The following is a 19487-nucleotide window of genomic DNA, read 5'->3' on the forward strand; positions in this document are numbered from 1 at the left end:
AAGAATAAAAAAGGCAGCCCCAGCGGGCTGCCTTTTTTGTGTTGGCTTCAACCGCCCACCCGGTCGAAGCCGAAGGTGTCGTGGTAACGGTGGCGGCCGCCGGTGAGGGCGTCGCGGATGATTTCGGCGGCCAGCAGGCTATAGGTGGTGCCGTTGCCGCCGTAGCCGAGGGCGAAGTAGGTGCGCGGGAAGTCCTTGTGCGGGCCAATGTAGGGCAGCCCGTCGTCGGTTTCGCCGTAGACGCCGGCCCACACGAAGTCGCGGGTGAAGGTCGGGGGCTCATCGAAGAGGCCCTGGAATTGCTTTTCGAGCTTGTCCACCTTGTGCTCCAGCACTGTATTCTGGAAGGTGGCATTTTTCACCACTTCGTCGCGCCCACCCACCATAATGCGGCCGTCGGCGGTGGTGCGGGTGTAGAGGTAGGGGCGGGCCGTTTCCCAGATCTGAGCGTTGCCGGTGGGCAGCGCGGCCATTTCGCCGGGCTGGCTGATGACCACGTAGGTGGAGTGCAGGTTCACCAAATCCCGCGGCACCAGGTTTTCGGCCTCGTAGCCGGTACAGACCACCACGTGCCGGGCCCGCACGCGCCGCTCCCCGGCGTGCACGGTCACCGACTGCCCGTCGGTTTCGGTGGCGCAGTGCTGCACCGGGGTGCGCTCAAATACCTGCAGACCCTGCTTCATGGCCGCCGCCAGCAGCGTATGGGTCAGGCGGTACGGGTCGACCTGGGCCGTGTCGCCGGAGAGCAGGGCGGCGGGGGCCTGCAGGTGGTAGCGGCGCAGCAGCTCGTCCTGCGGCAAAAATTCCACGTCGATGCCGATACCGCGGCGGGCTTCGCCTTCGTCGGCCAAATGAGACACGTCCCGCTCGCGGCTGGCCAGGTAGAAGCTGCGGCAGTCCTCAAAGCGGCAGCTGTCGGGCAGCTCCTCGCGGCAGAGGCGGCCCAGCTCGTGCACGGCGTACACGTTAGCCAGGTAGGCGTCGTTGGCGCGCTGCGTACCGAGCTTGTCGCGCAGGTCGATTAGGTCTTCGTCCAGCTCGTACTGGCACATGGCGGTGCTGGCCGAGGTGCTGCCGCCGCCCACGTAGCGGCCTTCGAGCACCACGGCGCGCAGCCCGGCGCGGGTGAGGTAGTACCCCAGAAATGCCCCGGTGATGCCGCCGCCGATAATGGCCACGTCGCAGCTCAGGTCATCAGCCAGGGTGGGGTAACGGACAAGGCCTTGCTCGGTAAGCCAGAACGGCTGGCCGGTAGTCAGAATCATGCGGATGGATGAGTAAAGGGCAGTTTTGGCACCGCCGCTCGGCTTTTCCTACGGCGAAGCCGGCCCCGCCGTTGACTAGCACTCCAGCGGACCCAAACAAAAAAGGCCACCCCGGAGGGTGGCCTTTGGCATCGGAAGCAAGGAATTACTTAGCCGCCGGCTGCACGGTCAGGACCTCGCCCAGGCGCACGGCCGGAGCGGTTTTACCGTTCCACTGCATGATCTGCTCGGGCTTCACGTTGTACTTGCGCGAGATGCTGTACATCGTTTCGCCCGCCACCACGGTGTGCTTGACGGTGCCCGCTACCGGAGCAGCCGGTTTCGCAGCGGCGGTAGCTGGCTTGGCCGCGGGTACAGCGGGTTTGGCGGTGGACGTTGCTGGTTTGGCGGCCGTAGCCGCGGCTGCGCCGGCCGGGGGTGTCAGGCGCAGCACTTGGCCCAGCTGCAGCGCGGGGTTGGGCGGCAGCGCGTTCCACTGAATCAGGTCGGCCGGGCGCAGGTTGTAGCGGCGGGCCACGGCGTAGAGCGTTTCCTTGGGCTGCACCGTGTGCAGGCCGTCGGCCGGCACGGGCCAGCCGGTGCCGGGCGTCATCGTCGGTTCGGCAGAAGTCGGGCGCGGAGCCGCCGGTTTCGGAGCGGGAACCGGTGCTGGCGTGGTGGCGGCGGGTTTGGCTGCTGCGGGCGTTGCTGCAGGTGCCGGAGCTGCGGCTACCGGCTGTGGCGCGGGCTTGACCGGAGCTTTAACGGCCGGCTTGGGCGCGACCGGAACAGGTTCCTCATCGGAAGCAGTGCCGGCGGGCTCGTCGGCCAGCGGGGCGGAGGTCGGCAGCTTGGTTTGCGCATCGGCCGCGCCGCCGTACAGGGTGCGGCTGGGTTTGGCCGGCGGAGCAGGCACCGCCGCGGGAGCGGCTTCGGGGGTGGCCGCGGCTACTTCGTTAATGGTTTCCACGGCCGCGTCGGCGGTGGTGTCGGTGGGCTCGTCGGCCACGGCGTCGGAGCGGCGCTTCAGCTTGCCGAGCAGGCCGCCCACCCGCGAGCTGTCCTGGCCGGCTTCCGGGGCGTCGTCGATGACGCGCTGGGCGGCGGCGGTGCGGCCGGTGTAGACTTCCGCGTCGGCGGGCTTACGCTTGGCGGCCGGCGCGGGGGCCGGAGTCGGGGCGGGGGCGGGCGTGCCGGTGGGGCGCTCCATGGCGGCGGCCACGGCGCCGGTTTTATCCTGCACGTACTCCACGGCCACGGCGCGCGGGCGGGTGTGCTGCAGCCAGAGCACGCGGCCGGGCTGCAGGGGCTCGTTGCCGGCCATGCGGTTTTTGCTCCGGATGGCTTTGGCGCGCAGCCCGTACTTCTGCGACACCGTCACCACCGATTCGCCGGGCTGGGTCACGTGGTACTCCACGTCGGCCTTGTCGCGCTTCTTCTGGGTGAAGTAGGGCTGCCCGGCCACCACGTTGTCGAACGGCATCAGGTCGTTGAACTGCATGAACTTGCGCAGCTTCACCCCGGCGCGGCGGGCCAGGTCTTCCTTGGTTTCGCCGGGCAGGGCCACCACGGCGCGCAGCCCGTTCACCGTCACGTAGGCGGCGTTGCGGGCGTCGGTCTGGGGCGCGGTGACGAGCTTGGTGGCCACCTGCCGCTGCTGCACCGACATGGCCAGCAGCTGCAAGGAGTCCGTCACCGGGACCAGCGCGGTGTAGGTTTTACCGGTGGCGGGCACGGCCGCGCCCAGCAGCCAGCGGTTGTACTTGGCCAGCTCAGCGGGCGAGGTCTGAATGGCCTGGGCTAGCACCGCCAAGGGCTGCCCGGTAATGGCCGGGTACTCGCGCAGCCGCATGGCCGGGCGTGGGTTCGTGCCGATGGCCGGCTCGTAGGCCAGCTTGTGGGCCAGGAAGGTCAGCACGTAGGGGTGCGTCTGCTCCGTAATCTGCATTTCCGTCGCGTTGGCGTCGGTGGGCAGGGTGTAGGGCTTCACGCCGGTTAGGCCCAGGTTGTAGCTCAGCAGCGTGTGCAGCCAGTTCTGGTACATGCGCTGGCTGCGCAGCAGGTATTTGGCCGCGCCGTGGGTAGCGGCCACCAGGTGCTTCCGCTCGTCCACGTCGTCGCTGACTTCCAGGCCGAAGTCGGTGGCGGCTTCGCGCTTGAACTGCCAGTAGCCGATGGCGTCGTGGATGCTCTGCGCGTCGCCCTGCAGGCCGCTTTCCTGGATGCAGAGGAAGCGGAAATCCAGCGGCACGCCTTCTTCCTGAAACACGCGCTCGATGATGGGGAAGGCCGCGTCGGCGGCAGCCACACGCTGCTGGTAGGAGCCGGGGTGGCGGCGCAGCGCGTCGACTTTCTGCTGCACGGCGGCGCGGCCCCCGTCGGAGAGGCGCAGGCGCAGGCCGGCAAACTGAACTTCGGCGGGAACGGGCAGGGCCGGCAGCGTGGCCGGGGCGGCGGCGGCAACGGGCTTCGTGGCGGGCTGGCGCTGGGCGGGAGCCACGAGCGGCAAAGCCACGAGCAAAACGGGCAGCAGTCGTTTCATAAGCAGTCGAAAACGGGCGGGACCAGCCCGGCACTGCGCCGCCGCCGACCCCTCAGCTTACAAAGTAGGCGAAAAATTCGCGCCGCCGGGCCCTGATTCGGCTGAAAGTCAAGCCAGCGGCCCGGAAAAGGGTGAATCGGCGAAACAGGGGGCCATCGGCTGGAACGCCGGATGTATCTTGGTGCCCTGACCGCCGCGGCGCCCCGCCAGCTGCCATTTTTTGCCCGCCGCGGCAAAGTATTTCGCCCCCGGCCGCGTCAGCAACCCTACCGCCCTGCGCCCGTGGCCCGCTCCGGCCCGGCTGCCCCAACCCGAGCTATATGGAAGAAACCACGTCCGCTGCCCCCGGCTTCAGCGGCTACCAGAAATTTCTGGTGGCCATCCTGGCCCTGCTCCAGTTCACCATCATCCTGGATTTCATGGTCCTCTCGCCGCTCGGCGACGCGCTGATGAAAGCCCTGACCATCCGGCCCTCGCAGTTCAGCTTCGTCGTGTCGGCCTACGCGTTCAGCGCCGGCGCCTCCGGGCTGCTCACCGCCGGCTTTGCCGACCGGTTCGACCGCAAAAAGCTGCTGCTGTTCTTCTACGCCGGCTTCATCTTGGGCACCCTGGGCTGCGGCCTGGCTACCACTTACCCGCTGCTGCTGGCCGCGCGGGTGGTGGCAGGGTTGTTCGGCGGCGTCATCGGCTCGATTTCGCTGGCCATCATTGCCGACGAGTTTGCCCTGCACCAGCGCGGCCGGGTGATGGGCGTGGTGCAGATGGCCTTTGCCGGCAGCCAGGTGCTGGGCATTCCGCTGGCGCTGTACCTGGCCAACCACTGGGACTGGCACGCGCCCTTCCTGCTCATCGTGGGGCTGGCCCTGCTCATCGGGGCGGCGGTGTGGCTGCGCATGCGCCCGGTGGATGCCCACCTGCGCCTGCAAACCGGTCGGCCCGACGCCTTCGGCCACCTGTGGCGCACCGTCAGCAACCCTACCTACCAGACGGGCTTCGCGGCCACGGCGTTTCTGGCCATCGGCGGCTTCATGCTCATGCCCTTCGGCAGCGCTTTTCTCATCAACAACGTGGGCATCAGCCCCGCGCAGCTGCCCCTGCTCTACCTGCTCACTGGCTGCTCCTCGCTGGTGGTGATGCCGCTGGTGGGCCGCCTCAGCGACCGGGTGAGCAAGTTCTGGCTGTTTGCGGGCGGCTCGGGGCTGGCCATGGTGGTTATCTTGATTTACACCAGCCTCGGGCCCGCGCCGTTCTGGGAAGTGGTGCTGCTGAACGTGGTCATGTTCATGGGCATCACCAGCCGCATGGTGCCGGCCACGGCCCTCAACACCAGCATCCCCGAGCTGAAAGACCGCGGCGCCTACATGAGCATCACGGCCTCCCTGCAGCAGGTGGCGGACTGGCGGCCGTGGCGGCGGGCTTCATCGTGCAGCAGCCCGACAAAACCAGCCCGCTGCAGCACTACGACGTGCTGGGCTACGTGGTGGCCGGGGTGATACTGGTGTGCGTGATCTTGATTTACCGCGTGAGCTTGGTGGTGACGCGGAAGCTAGCCTTGGCGGCGCCTACTTCGGTTCCGCAGCCGGTGCCCGTCACGGAGCTGGAGTAACCCTCGATTCACCAATTACCCGCTGAGTAAGGCACTACCGCACCAGCTATAAAAAACCGGCCCGGCTGAGTAGCCGGGCCGGTTTTTTATGATGCTAGTAAGGGCCGCCGGGAGGGCCGCCCGGGCCGGGGCCGCCGCCCGGAAAGCCGCCAGGCTGGCCGCCACCGGGGTAGCCACCCGGCCGGCCGCCGGGGAAGTTGCCGCGGCGCTCGGGCTGGGGCTGGTCCAGGTCGGGCGTGCCGCCCTTGTTGCCGGGGAAGTTGCGGATGTTGTAGGTGAACATCAGCATCACGTAGCGCGTCAGAATGTTGGTGCGCACGTCCTCCACGTAGGCCGCCGTCGAGTTGGTCTGAATGCTGTTGTTCTGCTTCAGGATGTCGAAGGCGAAGAGTTTGATTTCGCCTTGCTGACGGGCAAACAGCTTCTTGCCCACCGAGGCGTTCCACAGCACGTAGCTCTGGTTGTAGCCCGCCGAGAGGCCGGTGTAGGCCACGTGCGCCACGTCCGACTGCACCGTCAGGCCCTTCACCACAATCCAGCTAAAGCGCAGGTTGGTGTTCTGGCGGAAGTACTCCCGATCGGCCGTGGTCTGGGCCGTGTTGCGCACGTAGGTCTGGCTGGAGTTCGACGAGAGCGTGAAGTCCAGGTTGGGGCTGATGTTGGAGCTGAGCACCGCCCCGAAGCCGAAGCTGGGCGTGCGGCTGTAGTTGAGCTGCTGGCCCGCGTCGCGGTTGATGGAAACCAGGCCCGGCGTCTGCGCGAAGTTCGCGTTGGCGTTCAGGTTCAGGTTCGACTTCATGAAGGTCAGCGGCAGGGTGTAGTTGCCGAAGGTGCGCAGCGAGTACTGCCCGTTGAGGTTCACCGGCTCGGTCACCTGCCCGCCGGCCGGCACGATGACGCCGCGGTAGGGCGTGGGCGAGCTGAAGATGCGAGTGCTGTTGGTGATGTTGTTGCTGGTGTACGAGCCGCCGATCAGCGCGAAAAACGAGGTCGACTTTTCCACGTTGGCCGAGGAGTAGCGCACGAACAGGTTGTGCGTGTTTTCCTGGCGCAGGTTGGGGTTGCCAGTCGTAATCTGCAGCGGGTTGGAGTTGTTCACCACCTCCTGCAGCTGGCTGATGCTCGGCGCCTGCGTGCGCATCTGGTAGTTCAGGCGCAGGTTCTGCTGGCGCGAGAAGTTGTAGCGGGCCTGCGCGTTGGGCAGCACCGTGAGGAAGCTGCGGCGCGTGCTCGTCGAAAGCGGAAACTCCTGGTCGTTGCGCAGCTGCGCGTGCTGCACCTGCGCGCCCACCGACCACTGCAGCTCCTTGTCGTTGTAGCGGTAGCTGATGCCGCCCGCGTTGGTCAGGTAGCGGCTGGTAAACACGTTGCTCAAGGCCGGGTTGAAGACGGTGTACTCCCCGGTCGGGCCGTTGAGGTTATAAGTCTTCTTGTCCGAGTCGTTGGGCGTGTAGTTAGCGTTGTAGCTCAGCTGCAACTGGCTTTTCAGGCTTAGCGGCTCGGTGTAGTTGGCGTTGGCGCTCCACTGCCAGCCCGCCTGCGTCAGGTCGGAGTACTGGTCGGTGCGCGAGGTATTGGGCACGCCGCCGGTGCCCGAGCGGGTGTAGTCGTCGTTGACGGAGTTGAGGAAGTTTTCCGCGTCGCGGGTGTTGTAGCCCATGTTCAGCCCCAGCGAGAAGGTGCGCCCGCGCGTGTGGAAGCGGTGGCGGTAAAGCAGGTTCTGGCCGAAGTTGATGCCGTCGTTCTTGGATTTGTAGTCGCTCAGGTTGCTGCTGCGCAGCACCCCGATGGTTTCCGAATTGGGCTGCCCGCGGTAGGTAGCCCCGTCGAGGTGGTTGGTGCTGTTGTTGCTCTGCATCGAGAGGCGCGGCTGCCAGAGCACCGAGTTCAGCGAGTCGAACTTGTGCTCCAGGCGCAGGTTCACCCGGTTGTTGAGGTTGGTGCTGCGCGTGAGCGAGCCTTCCTGGTAGCGCAGGGCCTGGCCCAGCGAATCCTGCGCCGTGAAGCGCCGGTTGGTGCTGCTGTTGAGGGTGTTGGTGCTGCGGTTGAAGAAGTAGCTGGCCTGCACGTCGGTTTTCTTGCCCCAGCTGTCGGAGTAGTTCAGGCCCACCGCGTTGGTGTTGGAAATACCGCCGCTCTGACCCACCAGGAAGTTGCCCGAGGCGTTGTTGCCGCCCCCGCCACCCGGGTTGCCCCCGCCGCCGTTGCGGCCGCCGCCCCCGCCGCGCGCCGAGCTGCCCACCACGCCCAGCAGGTCGTCGGTGCCGAAGTTCTGCTCGTTCACGTTGTTGGTCTGCGCGATGATGGAGAAGCGCTGCTTGCCGCGGAAGGAGTTCAGGTTACCCGAGGCGCGGTAGCGCGTCTGGTTGTCGCCGCCCTGGCCCACGCCGGCCAGCACCCGCCCAAACTGCCCGTTGCGGTACTGCGGCCGCGTGACGATGTTGATGGTTTTCTGCTGGTTGCCGTCATCGAAGCCGGTAAACTGCGACTGGTCCGAGGCCCGGTCGTACACCTGAATCTTGTCGATGGCCTCGGCCGGCAGGTTTTTGAGCACCGCGTCGGGGTCGTTGCCGAAAAACTCCTTGCCGTCGACCAGCACGCGCTGCACCTGCTCGCCCTGGGCCTGCACCTTGCCGGTGGCCGGGTCCACCGTCACGCCCGGCATCTTGGTGATGAGGTCCTGGGCGTTGGCGTCGGGGTTGGTTTTGAAGGCCCGCGCGTCATACTGGGCCGTGTCGCCCTTCTGAATGGCCGCCGCGGCCCGGCCGGTTACTTCCACGCCCTTCAGGGTCACGCCGCCGGCCGTCAGGGCCAGGGTGCCCAGGTCCAGGGGCTGCCCGCTTACGGTTACGGCCCGCTTGATGGTCTGGTAGCCCAGGAACGACACCGTGAGGCGGTAGCGTCCCGGCTCCACGGCCGGCACGTTGAAGGCCCCGGTCGGCTCTACGGCCGCGCCGGTGCGGGCCGAGTCGGCCGCCAGGCGCGTGAGCAGCACGTTGGCCCCGATCAGCGGCGCCTGGTCCTTGGCATCGAGCACCCGGCCCGACACCGGGACCGTCTGCGCCAGGGCCGGAGCCGTGACAACCACCAGCGGAAAAAGTAACCCTAAAGCGTGTTTCATATCAACAAAGCGAAGCCCTCAGCGGGGCCATTGACCGGCCAACGACGCCGGTGTTTAACCGGGAGTCGTATACGCAGGGTGATTTTTTTAAGCCGGGTTCGATCAGGCGGCTAGTTTAGCCGCGCTTGCGCACCAGCAAGAGCCCGTCGCGCAGGGGCAGAAATACGTTTTCCACCCGCGCGTCCTGCTGCACGAAGTCGTTGAAGGCGCGCACGGCGTGGGCGTCCTTGTCGGCGGGCTTCAGCGGGTAGTCGGGCAGGGCCTTGCCGCTCCACAGCACGTTGTCGATGAGTACGAAGCCGCCGGGGCGCACTTGCGGCAGCACCAGCTCGTAGTACACCTGGTTGCGGATTTTGTCGGCGTCGATGAACACCAAGTCCCAGGTTTCCCCGAGCGTCGGAATGATCTGCTCCGCGTCGCCGATGTGCAGATGCACGCGGCCCTGCAGGCCGGCCTGCTGCACGTAGCGCTCCACCCGACTGCGCAACTCGGGGTTTTGCTCCACGGTGTGCAGCTCGCCATCATCGGCCAGCCCCTCGGCCATGCACAGGGCCGAGTAGCCGGTGAAGGTGCCCAGCTCCAGCACCCGCCGGGGCCGGATCATGTGGCTGAGCATGCTCAGCAGCCGGCCCTGAAAGTGGCCCGAGAGCATGCGCGGCATCAGCGTCTGCAGGTGGGTTTCGCGCACGAGCTGGCCCAGCAGCGCGGGCTCGGGCGAGGTATGGGCGTCGGCGTACTGCTGAATCTGGGATTCAGACGGATTCATAGGTTTCCGCAGATTGGGTGAACGAATGGAGGGCGTGGGGAAGGCAGAACGGCGGCAGGCCCGTTGCGTCATCCAGGACTAGCGGCAGCCTAAAGATGGATTGCTGCGTGGGGCTTTGCTCTCCTGTGCTCTTCTGGTTGGCCCTTACGGCGCATCACGCTGGGCGGCCGTTTGGGGCCGGTCGCAGCCGAAATTTCCACACCTCGAAGCCCGATTTGCCGGTTTCAAACGCGTGCCCGACCACGCGGTACAGCCCCTCGTAGCGGAACACCAATTCCCCGCTTTCTTCGTCGTGAACTTTGCGGAGCACGCGCACCGGCAAGCCGGTTTCCTGGCTTTTGCACAAGGCTAGGTTCCGGTCGTTGAGCGTCTGGTCGGTGGTCTGGCGGCCGGTTTTCGGGTCGCGCCCGCCCTGGCCGGTGTAGATGATTTCGTCCTCCGTGAACACGTCGTCCTCGTACACCTGCGACAACACGATGCTTTCGGCGCCGGTGTGCTGCGAGCCGGCAATGCCGGCCCGCACCGGGCGGTGCATCCCGCTCAGGCGCAGCTCCAGCCGTGAGCGAAACGCGTCGCCCGGCAGGTACGAGCCGACGTGGCCGAAGACGGGCGCGGCCACGACAGCTAGCGGCGCTTACCCGATTCGGGCACGTACTGCAGGGTGCTCAGGTTGTCCTCGGCGAAGACCTCGTTGGCCAGCTCCTGCAGCTGCGGCGCCGTCACGGCCCGGATCTGCTCGAAGATTTCGTTCAACGACTCTACCCGGCCCAGGTCGAGGGTGCTCTTGCCCAGCAGCTGCATCATGCCGCCGTTGCTTTCCTCGGCCATGGCCAGCTGGCCCATCAGCTGCTCCTTGGCAATGTGCAGCTGCGAGGTCGTGAGGGCTTTTTCGCGCAGCAGGCGCAGCTCCTTGAGCACCAGCTGAGTGGTGCGCTCCAGCCGGGCCTTTTCGGTGGCGAAGTAAATGCCGAACAGCCCCGTGTCGGTGTAGGGCGCATAGTTGGCGTCGATGCTGTAGACGAAGCCGTACTTCTCGCGCACGGCCAGGTTCAGGCGCGAGTTCATGCCCGGCCCGCCCAGGATGTTGGTGAGCATGAAGAAGGGCAGGCGGCGCGCATCCGTCAGCGCGTAGGCCGGGCAGCCGATCAGGCTGTGGGCCTGGGTGATGGGCCGCGCTTCCGTCTGCTGCCGGGCCTCATAGGCGCCGAAGGGCTGGCGCGAGCGGGCCCCGAGCTGGGCCGGCAGCGGCGCCAGGTACTTATCGGCCAGGCGCTTCACTTGGGCGAAAGGCAGGTTGCTCACGGAGCTGAACACCAGCTGGTCGGTGCGCAGGTTTTCCTTGAGGAACTGAAAGAAATCGGCCTGCCCGAAGCCCGACACGCTTTCCCGGGTGCCCAGGATGTTGTGCCCCAGGGCGTGCTCCCCGAACACCACCGCGTCGAAGTCGTCGATGATAGCGTCCTCGGGCGCGTCGACGTACATGGCCATTTCCTCCAGAATCACCCCGCGCTCCTTCTCGATTTCCTTGGTCGGGAAGGTGGAGTGGAAGGTCAGGTCGGTCAGCAGCTCGAAGGCCCGCTCGAAGTGGGTGCTCAGCAAGGAGGCGTAGAAGCAGATTTTCTCCTTGGTAGTGTAGGCGTTCAGCTCGCCGCCCACGGTTTCGAGGCGGTTCAGGATGTGGATGGAGCGGCGCTTTTCGGTGCCCTTGAAGGCCATGTGCTCCCAGAAGTGGGCCAAGCCGTACTGCTCCGGCCGCTCGTCGCGCGAGCCGATGTCGAGCAGGAAGCCGCAGTGGGCCACTTTGGTGTGGGGCACCTGCTTGTGCAGCAGCCGGATGCCGTTGGGGTATTCGTGAAAATCGTAGTCGAGCATACTAGGGGCAACAACGCGGGGCGCCCGGGCGGGCCGCCAACGCGTTCGAAGTCAGCAAAAGAAGGGAAACGCGGCGGCCGTCCGGGCCCGCCGCATAATAGGGCGCAAAGATAACCCGTAAGCCCCATCAACGGTTTGGCCGCACGGAAGTTGAACCCCGGTTCACTGACCGTCATTGCGAGCGAACCGAAGGTCGACGTAGTCAAGCGCGGCAACCGCAGGAAGGCGTAGCCAATCGTTCCTCTCGTGGCACGACGGTCCAACTGGCCGCACCCGAAAACCCGGCAGCCCGAAATCTTGCGTCTGCGGTTTCGAGCGGGGCCGCTTGCGGGCAGTAGGAATTGTCTCGGCGGTGCTACTGGAGGAAGGATTGGCTACGCCTTCCTGCGGTTGCTTCGGCTACGCCTCGCAATGACGGCCGGTGTTACCCTTTGCTTGCGCTGCTGACTGTCACTCAAGCCGACGGCTTCAGTGCTAGCGCCCGGTTGTCTGCACGGCCCACTTTTCGGCCTCGGCCAGAGCCACCAGCAGCTGGCTGGTGCGGATGCCGTGGGCGCAGTGGAAGTGGCCGAGCGGGCATTTGCGGTAGCCGTGCAGCCCGCAGGGGCGGCATTCCAGCTCCTCGGGCAACTCCACGATGCGGGCAAACGAGCTGAGCGGGCCGAAGCCGAAGTAGGGTACCGTGGAGCAGAACACGGCGCAGGTGGGAGCATCCACCGCCGAAGCCAGGTGCATGGGTGCCGAGTCGTTGACGAAGTTGAGCACCGCCCCGCGCATCAGGGCTGCCGAGGCCAGCAGGGAGAGTTTGCCGCTGAGGTTGACCACGCCCGGCCGCGCGGCTTCCCGCAGCAGCGCCTCGCACTCGGCCGTGTCGGGCGGGCCGCCGAGCAGAAATACGGTGTAGTGCGTCGGCAGGGCATGCAGCAGCTTCACCCACTGCTCGCGCGGAAACTGCTTGGTAAACCACACCGACGTGGGCGCGATGCAGACGTAGGGTCCGCCCGCGGCGTGGCTGGCGGCCTGCTCGGCCACGGCTTCGTCGGCGGGGGTGGGGTAGAGGCGGGGGCGGGTAAGCGGGCCTTCGGGCTGGGGCTCTAGTAGGGCCAGGTTGCGCCCCACCTCGTGCAGGCCCGGCGCGAAGCCGTGCAGCACCCGGCGCGTAAAGGCCCAGCTCAGCGGGTTCTTGTCGAAGCCCACGCGCTCGGGGGCGCCGGAAAAGGCGGTGAGCAGGCCCGTGGAGGCGAAGCGCTGCAGGTTGTACACGCGGCCGTAGCCGGTGGCGCGGATTTGCTGCAGCAGGCGCCAGAGGCCGCGGTACTTGCCCGCTTTCTTGTCCCAGACGAGCACCCGGCGCACGTGCGGATGGCCCCGCAGCAGCCCCTCGTTGCCGCGCCGCACCAGCACGTCCACGGGCGTCTGGGGTTCAGTCTGGTGCAGGCGCTCCAGCAAAGCCGTGGCCAGGATAACGTCGCCGATAAAGGCGGTCTGAATCAGCAGGATGGGCGCGGCGGCGTCGGATGAGGGCATAGGCGGGCAGAGCGGGGGGCAAAGATACTGGCGGCGCCGACGTTCGGGCCGCCCCGAAAATGCGGGTCAGCTACCGCCGCAGCCAGCGCACCACCAGGAAGCCCAGGCCCAGGCAGCCCACGAGGCCCCCGGCCAGCAGCGCCGTGGTGGTGGGCGTTTCGGTGCCCAGGTAGTGCAATACCCCGCCCGCCCCAATTAGCAGCACCGCTTCGGTAATAAAGAGAAACAGCCCCAGCCACAGCAGCCAGCGCCCGCGCCAGAGCCGGTTCAGGCTGATGCCCAGCCCGCCAACGGCCAGCGAGGCCAGCAGCAGGGCCACGGTGTACTGGTTGGTTTCGGTGGCAAGGTCGGCGGTGGTGGAAAGCTGGGCGGAACTCAGCCAGTGGCTGCACCACAGCACCAGCGCCAGGCAGCCCAGCAGCCCCAGCGCCGCCCAGCCCCGGCCCCGGCGCGGGGAAGCTGGTGGTTCCATAGGCGGCTGGTCGGCGGCTTCGATTATGGGGCCTTCCGGCTGGTGCATTTGGGGTGGGGCTGGGTGGTCGGAAGCAGGTACAGACAGATGAGCTGCAAAGGTATCCGGGCGGCCGACAGTGGCTAGGTGTGCGTCTCGCGCATCCACCGCTGTATTACCCGGATGGGCACTACACATAAGCCGCTAATCACAACTAGCATTGGTAGCAACACCGGTAAGCTAGAAAGGTCAATCGGGGGCGAGTATATGACCAGCCGCAGCATAAACACAACCGATAGAAAACAGCCCGCCGCACTGAACCCAAAAAAGAGCTGAGTGAGCCGCAGCCAGAATCGGAACCGCAGCACGACGCCAATGCCTAGGCCTACGAAGCCTAACCCGACTGGCAGCATCAAATAGGCTACAATTTTATAGTTACGGTCATCATTCAGCCAGTACAGGCACCAGCCCAGCAACGCCAGACCCACCAGCACGCACAGCAAACCAAGCAGTAGGTTGCGTCCGGACAGGTGCAGCACGCGGTGGCGCGGCAGCCAGGAGGTCAGCAGAGATTCATCGGTGCGCATCGGGCCGGAGAGAAGAAGGCAGCAGGGGAAAGATACGGGAGCCGCCGCGCAACCAAAGCCACTTTCCCCAATCCGCCTAACTTGCAGCCGACGGCCCCGGCGGCCGTCCTTCCCGTATCTTTCCCCGATTTCCATGCGCTACGGCTCCATCTCGCCCGACCTCTTCACCCACAACCGCCGCAACTTCGAGCGGCAGCTGCTGCCCGGCTCCCTGGCCATCTTCCACTCGAACGACGTGATGCCGACCAACGCCGACGGCACCATGGCCTTTCGCCAGAACAACGACCTGTTCTACCTCTCAGGGGTCGACCAGGAGGAAAGCATCCTCGTCATCTTCCCCGACGCGAAGCTGCCCCAGTACCGCGAAATCCTGTTTTTGAAGGAAACCAGCGAGCATATTCTCATCTGGGAAGGCTACAAGCTCACCAAGCCGCAGGCCCGCGAGCAGTCCGGCATCCAGACCATCATGTGGCTCGACAGCTTCAAATCGGTGCTGCCCGCGCTGATGAACGAGGCCGAGCACGTGTACCTGAACGCCAACGAGCACATCCGCGCCGTGGTGGAGGTGCAGACCCGCGACGCCCGCTTCCTCCAGGAAATCCGCCAGCAGTATCCGCTGCACGACTACAAGCGCGCCGCGCCCATCATGCACCACCTGCGTGCCATCAAGCACCCGGAGGAAATCCGGCTGATGCGCAAGGCCTGCGAAATCACCGGCAATGCCTTCCGCCGCCTGCTGGGCTTCGTGAAGCCGGGCGTGATGGAATATGAAATCGAGGCCGAAATCGTGCACGAGTTCATCCGCAGCGGCTCGCGCGGTCCGGCCTACGGCAGCATCATCGCCTCGGGCGAAAACGCCAACGTGCTGCACTACGTGAGCAACGACCGGGAGTGCAAGGACGGCGACGTCATCCTGCTCGACTTCGGCGCCGAGTACGCCAACTACGCCGCCGACCTCTCGCGCAGCATTCCCGTCAACGGCAAGTTCACCAAGCGCCAGCGCGAGGTGTACGACGCGGTGCTGCGCGTGATGCAGTACGCCAAGTCGCAGCTGGTGGCCGGCAACAACATCGAGGAATACCACGCCGGCGTGGGCCGCTTCATGGAAGAGCAGCTCATCGGCCTCGGGCTGCTGAGCCAGGGCGACGTGAACAACCAGGACCCCGCCGCCCCGCTCTACAAGAAGTACTTCATGCACGGCACCTCGCACTACCTCGGCCTCGACGTGCACGACGTGGGCGCCAAGTACCGCACCTTCGAGCCGGGCATGGTCTACACCGTCGAGCCGGGCATCTACATCCGCGAGGAAGGCCTGGGCATCCGCCTGGAAAATGATGTGGTCATCACCCGCTCGCAGTGCGAGGACCTGATGGCCGACATTCCGCTGGAAGCCGACGACATCGAGCGGCTGATGGCCCGCGGCTAAGCGCCGCTCGGGTGTCTGCTGCCAAGCCGGGCTGCTTTCCTCGCGGGGAAGGCGGCCCGGCTTTTTTGGTTTTGCTGGACAATGCTGAGTTGGTTGCGTTATGGGTTGACGATCTGTGATTTATCTGTAAGGCGCCGATTGAAACTTGCGTTTTAATACAACTTGAAGGCCGTAGCGAGGGTATAGGCAGGCATTAATGCGTGGTGCCGGGCGGCTTGCCGGCCGCACCATTCTGCTCTGTTCAACCTAACCGTTTCCTCTATGAAACACCTCGTAACCCCTGTTGTCCTGGGTCTGGCGCTGTTGGCGGCCACCCCACGCGGACACGCGCAAACCGCCGACAAAAAATGGGGTATTGGCCTGAATGGCAGCGCTTTTCAGTACAAGGGCAACCTCGGCTCCAATTACTGGCAGCTCAAGGACAGCCAGTACGGTCCGGGCATTTCCATTAACCGCTACCTCTCCTCCGGCCTCGACCTGGGGCTGCACGCCAACTACGTGGAGTTGAAGGGCAGCCGCTTCACCACGGTAATGGCTCCAACGGCTTTTAACACCAATGTGGTGAACGTGAACCTGGGCCTCAAGCTCAAGCTCAACAACGGCTGGGCCCTGAAGGAAGACGCCGTGGTGCAGCCCTACCTGCTGGCCGCCCCGGGCTGGACCTATACCAGCCGCGAAGGCACGTTCAACGGCACGCGCACCGACGAGGACAAGAGCTACTTCGACCTGTTCGGGGCGGCGGGCATCAACTTCCGCCTCGGCGAGACGGTGGGCCTCTTCATCCAGACCGGGCAGCACATTCCGCTCAACGCCAACCTCGACGGCGACCCGACCCGCGACGACAACAAGTGGGACGACCGGTTTCTGCAGCACACCGTGGGCCTGAACATCAGCCTCGGCAAAGCCAAGGACACCGACGGCGACGGGGTGCCCGACCGCAAAGACAAGTGCCCGAACACGCCCGCCGGCGTGGCCGTGGACGCCAACGGCTGCCCGCTCGACGGCGACAAGGACGGCGTGGCCGACTACCAGGACAAGTGCCCCACCGAAGCCGGCAAGCCGGAGCTGCAGGGCTGCCCCGACCGTGACAACGACGGCGTGGCCGACGGCGAAGACGACTGCCCCGACCAGCCTGGCACCGCCGCCCTGCGCGGCTGCCCCGATGCCGACGGTGACGGCGTAGCCGACAAAAACGACAAATGCCCGGACACCCCGCGCGGCACCCAGGTGGATGCCAACGGCTGCCCGCTCGACTCGGACGGTGACGGCGTGCCCGATGCCCAGGACCGCTGCCCCAACACCCCGGCCGGTGCCAAGGTCAACGCCCTCGGCTGCCCGGAAATCCCGGCCGAAATCCGCAAGCTGGAGCAGCCCGTACGCTTCCGCACCAACAGCACCCAGATCCTGCCCTCTTCGTACCCGGCCCTCGACAAGATGGTGCAGGCCCTGCAGCAGCACCCCGAGTACGGTCTGCGCATCGTCGGCCACGCCGACTCGCGCGGCACCGAGGAGTACAACCAGGGCCTATCGGAGCGCCGCGCCGCCTCGGCCAAGCAGTACTTCACCGGCAAGGGCATCGACGCGGCTCGCATCCCGACCCTGGGCATGGGCGAATCGGCCCCGGCCGCGCCCAACTCCAACGCGGCCAACATGGCCAAGAACCGCCGCGTCGAGTTCCGCTTCGAGTTCTACATCCCCGGCCAGGAAGGCGGCACCACGCCGCAGCCCTAGCCCGGCCCCCTGCGCCTAGCGTGATAAAGCGGCGTCCCGAGCTTCGGGGCGCCGCTTTTTGTTGTCTTTGCAAACGCAACGGCCTCATATCCGAACGTCATCCTGAGCAGAGCGAAGGACCTTCCTCGAACCCTGCACAAACGCCGAGACGCAGCCACCAACGCCCGATTGTGCGGGCATAGTGGCTGCGTCTCGGCGTTGCTGGAAAAGCGTTGGCACTTCGTCGGCAGCGGCGGTGCAGGGTGCGAGGAAGGTCCTTCGCTCTGCTCAGGATGACGTTCGGATTTGCAGGCTATTAACGAGGCCTTGCCAAAACAAAAAAGCCCCGGCTGCCGAATAAGCAGCCGGGGCTTCACGCACGAAATGCCGGAATGCTACTTCGTGATTTCGCCCGAGAGGCCGGGCAGAATCTTCTGCAGCTGCTCCAGCTGGCTCTGGGTAAAGTCGCCGCTGATGGCCAGCATGATGAACGAGTCGGGCGCGTCGGTCTGGCGGCCGGTAGCCACCACTTCCTTGATTTTGTCGCCGGAGCGGCGCACGGCGTAGCGGTAGGCGGCGTTGCCGGCGCTGGCGTCCTTGGTCGGGATGGGTTCGTATCGCTCGTTGCGCAGCAGCCCGTCCACCTCGTTGAGCAGGCCGCGCTCCGTCAGGTCACGCGAGCTGGCCGAAGTGGGCGCAAAGGTGAGGGCCCGGATGCTGCGCACGTTGGTGAGGGCCTGCACGGCGCTGGCATCGGTCAGGTTACCGAGGCGGCCCAGCAGGATGCGGGTGAGGAAATCGGGCTGGAAGGTGGTGGCCCGGAAGCCGGAGCGGCCTTCGTACTTGCTGAAAAACTCGGCCACGGTGCGGGCGGGCTTTTCGGGGCCGGCGGCGCGGCAAGCGCCCAGCCACACCAGCACCAGCAAGGGCCAGAAACGGAGGAGTCGGAGGTTCATAAGCAGGAAATGGTAGGTTTGGAAGCCCTGCTTACGCGCGTCCGGCGGCCGGGGATGTGCCCGCCGCCTCAGTCGAAGGCCACCACGTTCAGGAAGAACACCTGCCGCGCACTGCCGTGCTCGGGCCGCACGCGCTGGTAGCCGTAGGTGAGGAAGCGGCTGCCGTACCAGGGCAGCACGCCCTGCTGCTCGGTGTCCAGTGTCTTCTCGTGCTTGCCCTCGGCGTTGGTCTGGATGGGCGCCTCCAGGTCGTTGGGCGAGGTCGTGGTGCCGTCCACGATTTTGTAGCGGAGCTTGTCTTTGTCGAGGTAGGCCAGCACCAGGCGTTGGCCGTCGGCCAGGGGGCGCAGGCGCACGGTTTCGGTCAGCGTGTTCTGCTCCACGTTCTTGAGCACGAAGGTATTGTCCCAGAGCAGGGTGCCGTAGCGGTCGAAGCCGCACACCACGGCGTGGGTGGAGCGGTAGCCATCCAGGTTGCGCTGCGTCAGGTTGGATCGGTAGCTGTCGTAGTAGCGCGGGGCCATGCCCGACCAGCCGTAGTAGGAGTTGCCGGTGCGATACTGCGGGTAATACACCTCGCCCACCAGCACGTACCCGTCCCGGAAGGGAATCATGCGGTGGGTGAGGATGCGGTAGCGCAGGCGCAGTTCGCGGCCGGCGGCGCGCAGCTCGGCGCTGCGGGCACGCAGGCGGGCGGCGCGGCGCGGCTTCATGAAGTCGAAAAAGTGCTTGAGCACCGCGAAGTCGTAGAAGCGCAGCGGGGGGCGCAGGGCCGGGTCGCCGGGCAGATTGGAGGCAAACAGGCCCTGCGAGTAGCGCGGGTCGCGCAGGGTGTAGGTGCCCGCCACCAGGCGCTGCGTACTGTCGCCGGGGCTGAGCTGGGCCGTGATGAGCCCACGCCCGCTTTCGGCCTGAATGAAGCGCGAGGCCAGCAGCTGGCCCTGGGCCGAGAGCTGCTTGATCTGCAGCCGCGACAAAAAGCCGTTCGACTGGCTGACCACGTAGCCCGCGCGCTGGGTAGCCGAATCGGGCAGGAAGGTGACTTCCGTTGGAATTGACTCGTACACGGCCGGCAGCAGGCGGAATTCCTCCTGGTCTACGTCGATGTGGAGCACCGTGAGGTGGCGCTGCACCTGCACCGTGGCGAAGAGCTTGCCGTCGAGCACCTCCAGGTCGTAGAGGTCCTCCACGGTTTTGGTGTCGAATAAGAATCCCTCCACCTCGCCCGTACGCAGATCCAGCCGAAACACCTGAAACTTAGAAGCTACATATTCCGACTCGAACAGGGCAAACGCGTAGGGCGCGGCGGCCGTGGCCTGCACCAGCCGGTACTCGCGGTCCACCTTCACCGGCAGGTTGCGCAGCGGGCGCAGGTCGCGGTCGAAGTGCTGAAAGCTGTATTCGGGGCGAAACGAGCTGCCGGCGGTGCTCTCGACGAAGACGGCCACGGTGGTATCAGCCAGCGGCAATACGCGCACGTCGCTGGTGCCCGGGTCGAGGGGCAGCTCCAGGCGGCGGGGCTGGGTAGGCGTGAGCTGGGCCCGCAACGCCAACGGACTCAGCAGGAGCAGCAGGAGCGTGGAAAGGCGGAGCATGACGGTGGGAAAACGACGCGGGAGGCAGATAGCTAAAATACGGCAAAACGGACCAAAAGCCGCACCGCCGCAACGGGAAGTACC

14 protein-coding genes are annotated in these 19487 nt (G+C 66.0%); 3 read left to right on the top strand and 11 right to left on the bottom strand.

Features of this window, described 5'->3' with window-relative positions; all coding sequences use genetic code 11:
- Positions 1–47 precede the first annotated feature (47 nt).
- The gene (locus FDY95_RS12810) at positions 48–1265 is read right to left on the bottom strand and encodes an NAD(P)/FAD-dependent oxidoreductase (RefSeq protein ID WP_138078163.1); all 1218 of its coding nucleotides are present in this window, start codon (positions 1263–1265) and stop codon (positions 48–50) included.
- A 145-nt stretch (positions 1266–1410) separates the two neighbouring features.
- Entirely contained in the window at positions 1411–3786 is a 2376-nt protein-coding gene (locus FDY95_RS26960; RefSeq protein ID WP_138078164.1) for a LysM peptidoglycan-binding domain-containing protein, read from the bottom strand.
- A gap of 320 nt (positions 3787–4106) precedes the next feature.
- On the opposite strand from FDY95_RS26960, the gene FDY95_RS12820 reads away from it, so the two are divergent.
- Positions 4107–5279: an MFS transporter gene (locus tag FDY95_RS12820; RefSeq protein ID WP_246074022.1), complete on the top strand. Its 1173-nt coding sequence runs from the start codon at positions 4107–4109 to the stop codon at positions 5277–5279.
- Positions 5280–5486: 207 nt separating this feature from the next.
- Here FDY95_RS12820 and FDY95_RS12825 read toward each other — a convergent pair whose 3' ends face one another.
- The 7 genes from FDY95_RS12825 to FDY95_RS12855 all read right to left on the bottom strand — a co-directional run bounded on the left by FDY95_RS12825 (position 5487) and on the right by FDY95_RS12855 (position 13716).
- Positions 5487–8513, bottom strand: coding sequence for a TonB-dependent receptor (locus tag FDY95_RS12825; protein WP_138078165.1), 3027 nt, complete (start codon positions 8511–8513; stop codon positions 5487–5489).
- Positions 8514–8628: 115 nt separating this feature from the next.
- Positions 8629–9279, bottom strand: coding sequence for an O-methyltransferase (locus tag FDY95_RS12830; protein WP_138078166.1), 651 nt, complete (start codon positions 9277–9279; stop codon positions 8629–8631).
- 154 nt (positions 9280–9433) lie between these two features.
- Entirely contained in the window at positions 9434–9898 is a 465-nt protein-coding gene (locus FDY95_RS12835; protein WP_138078167.1) for a YDG/SRA domain-containing protein, read from the bottom strand.
- 5 nt (positions 9899–9903) lie between these two features.
- Positions 9904–11151 (bottom strand): M16 family metallopeptidase, encoded by a 1248-nt coding sequence (locus FDY95_RS12840; RefSeq protein WP_138078168.1) that lies wholly within the window; start codon positions 11149–11151, stop codon positions 9904–9906.
- A gap of 474 nt (positions 11152–11625) precedes the next feature.
- Positions 11626–12678 carry a glycosyltransferase family 9 protein gene (locus FDY95_RS12845; RefSeq protein WP_138078169.1) on the bottom strand — a complete coding sequence of 351 codons (1053 nt, stop codon included), beginning with the start codon at positions 12676–12678 and terminating at the stop codon, positions 11626–11628.
- Between the two features lie 70 nt (positions 12679–12748).
- The gene (locus tag FDY95_RS12850; protein WP_138078170.1) at positions 12749–13150 is read right to left on the bottom strand and encodes a hypothetical protein; all 402 of its coding nucleotides are present in this window, start codon (positions 13148–13150) and stop codon (positions 12749–12751) included.
- Positions 13151–13272: 122 nt separating this feature from the next.
- Positions 13273–13716: a hypothetical protein gene (locus tag FDY95_RS12855; protein ID WP_138078171.1), complete on the bottom strand. Its 444-nt coding sequence runs from the start codon at positions 13714–13716 to the stop codon at positions 13273–13275.
- 133 nt (positions 13717–13849) lie between these two features.
- Here FDY95_RS12855 and FDY95_RS12860 point away from each other — a divergent pair, with 133 nt between their 5' ends.
- Positions 13850–15142 carry an aminopeptidase P N-terminal domain-containing protein gene (locus FDY95_RS12860; protein WP_138078172.1) on the top strand — a complete coding sequence of 431 codons (1293 nt, stop codon included), beginning with the start codon at positions 13850–13852 and terminating at the stop codon, positions 15140–15142.
- 261 nt (positions 15143–15403) lie between these two features.
- Entirely contained in the window at positions 15404–16873 is a 1470-nt protein-coding gene (locus tag FDY95_RS27080; protein WP_138078173.1) for an OmpA family protein, read from the top strand.
- Positions 16874–17247: 374 nt separating this feature from the next.
- On the opposite strand, the gene FDY95_RS12870 is transcribed toward FDY95_RS27080, so the two are convergent.
- On the bottom strand, positions 17248–17808 hold the full coding sequence (locus tag FDY95_RS12870; RefSeq protein ID WP_138078174.1) for a DUF4252 domain-containing protein: 561 nt from the start codon (positions 17806–17808) through the stop codon (positions 17248–17250).
- Between the two features lie 68 nt (positions 17809–17876).
- On the bottom strand, positions 17877–19403 hold the full coding sequence (locus tag FDY95_RS12875; protein WP_138078175.1) for a hypothetical protein: 1527 nt from the start codon (positions 19401–19403) through the stop codon (positions 17877–17879).
- Positions 19404–19487: the final 84 nt, after the last annotated feature.

Source organism: Hymenobacter jeollabukensis (assembly GCF_005771675.1).
Lineage (GTDB): Bacteria > Bacteroidota > Bacteroidia > Cytophagales > Hymenobacteraceae > Solirubrum > Solirubrum jeollabukense.

Bases quoted from the DNA above. Each gene is read 5' to 3' on its own strand.
- FDY95_RS12810 (WP_138078163.1), bottom strand. From the start codon at position 1,265: ATGATTCTGACTACCGGCCAGCCGTTCTGGCTTACCGAGCAAGGCCTT.
- FDY95_RS26960 (WP_138078164.1), bottom strand. From the start codon at position 3,786: ATGAAACGACTGCTGCCCGTTTTGCTCGTGGCTTTGCCGCTCGTGGCT.
- FDY95_RS12820 (WP_246074022.1), top strand. From the start codon at position 4,107: ATGGAAGAAACCACGTCCGCTGCCCCCGGCTTCAGCGGCTACCAGAAA.
- FDY95_RS12825 (WP_138078165.1), bottom strand. From the start codon at position 8,513: ATGAAACACGCTTTAGGGTTACTTTTTCCGCTGGTGGTTGTCACGGCT.
- FDY95_RS12830 (WP_138078166.1), bottom strand. From the start codon at position 9,279: ATGAATCCGTCTGAATCCCAGATTCAGCAGTACGCCGACGCCCATACC.
- FDY95_RS12840 (WP_138078168.1), bottom strand. From the start codon at position 11,151: ATGCTCGACTACGATTTTCACGAATACCCCAACGGCATCCGGCTGCTG.
- FDY95_RS12845 (WP_138078169.1), bottom strand. From the start codon at position 12,678: ATGCCCTCATCCGACGCCGCCGCGCCCATCCTGCTGATTCAGACCGCC.
- FDY95_RS12850 (WP_138078170.1), bottom strand. From the start codon at position 13,150: ATGGAACCACCAGCTTCCCCGCGCCGGGGCCGGGGCTGGGCGGCGCTG.
- FDY95_RS12855 (WP_138078171.1), bottom strand. From the start codon at position 13,716: ATGCGCACCGATGAATCTCTGCTGACCTCCTGGCTGCCGCGCCACCGC.
- FDY95_RS12860 (WP_138078172.1), top strand. From the start codon at position 13,850: ATGCGCTACGGCTCCATCTCGCCCGACCTCTTCACCCACAACCGCCGC.
- FDY95_RS27080 (WP_138078173.1), top strand. From the start codon at position 15,404: ATGAAACACCTCGTAACCCCTGTTGTCCTGGGTCTGGCGCTGTTGGCG.
- FDY95_RS12870 (WP_138078174.1), bottom strand. From the start codon at position 17,808: ATGAACCTCCGACTCCTCCGTTTCTGGCCCTTGCTGGTGCTGGTGTGG.
- FDY95_RS12875 (WP_138078175.1), bottom strand. From the start codon at position 19,403: ATGCTCCGCCTTTCCACGCTCCTGCTGCTCCTGCTGAGTCCGTTGGCG.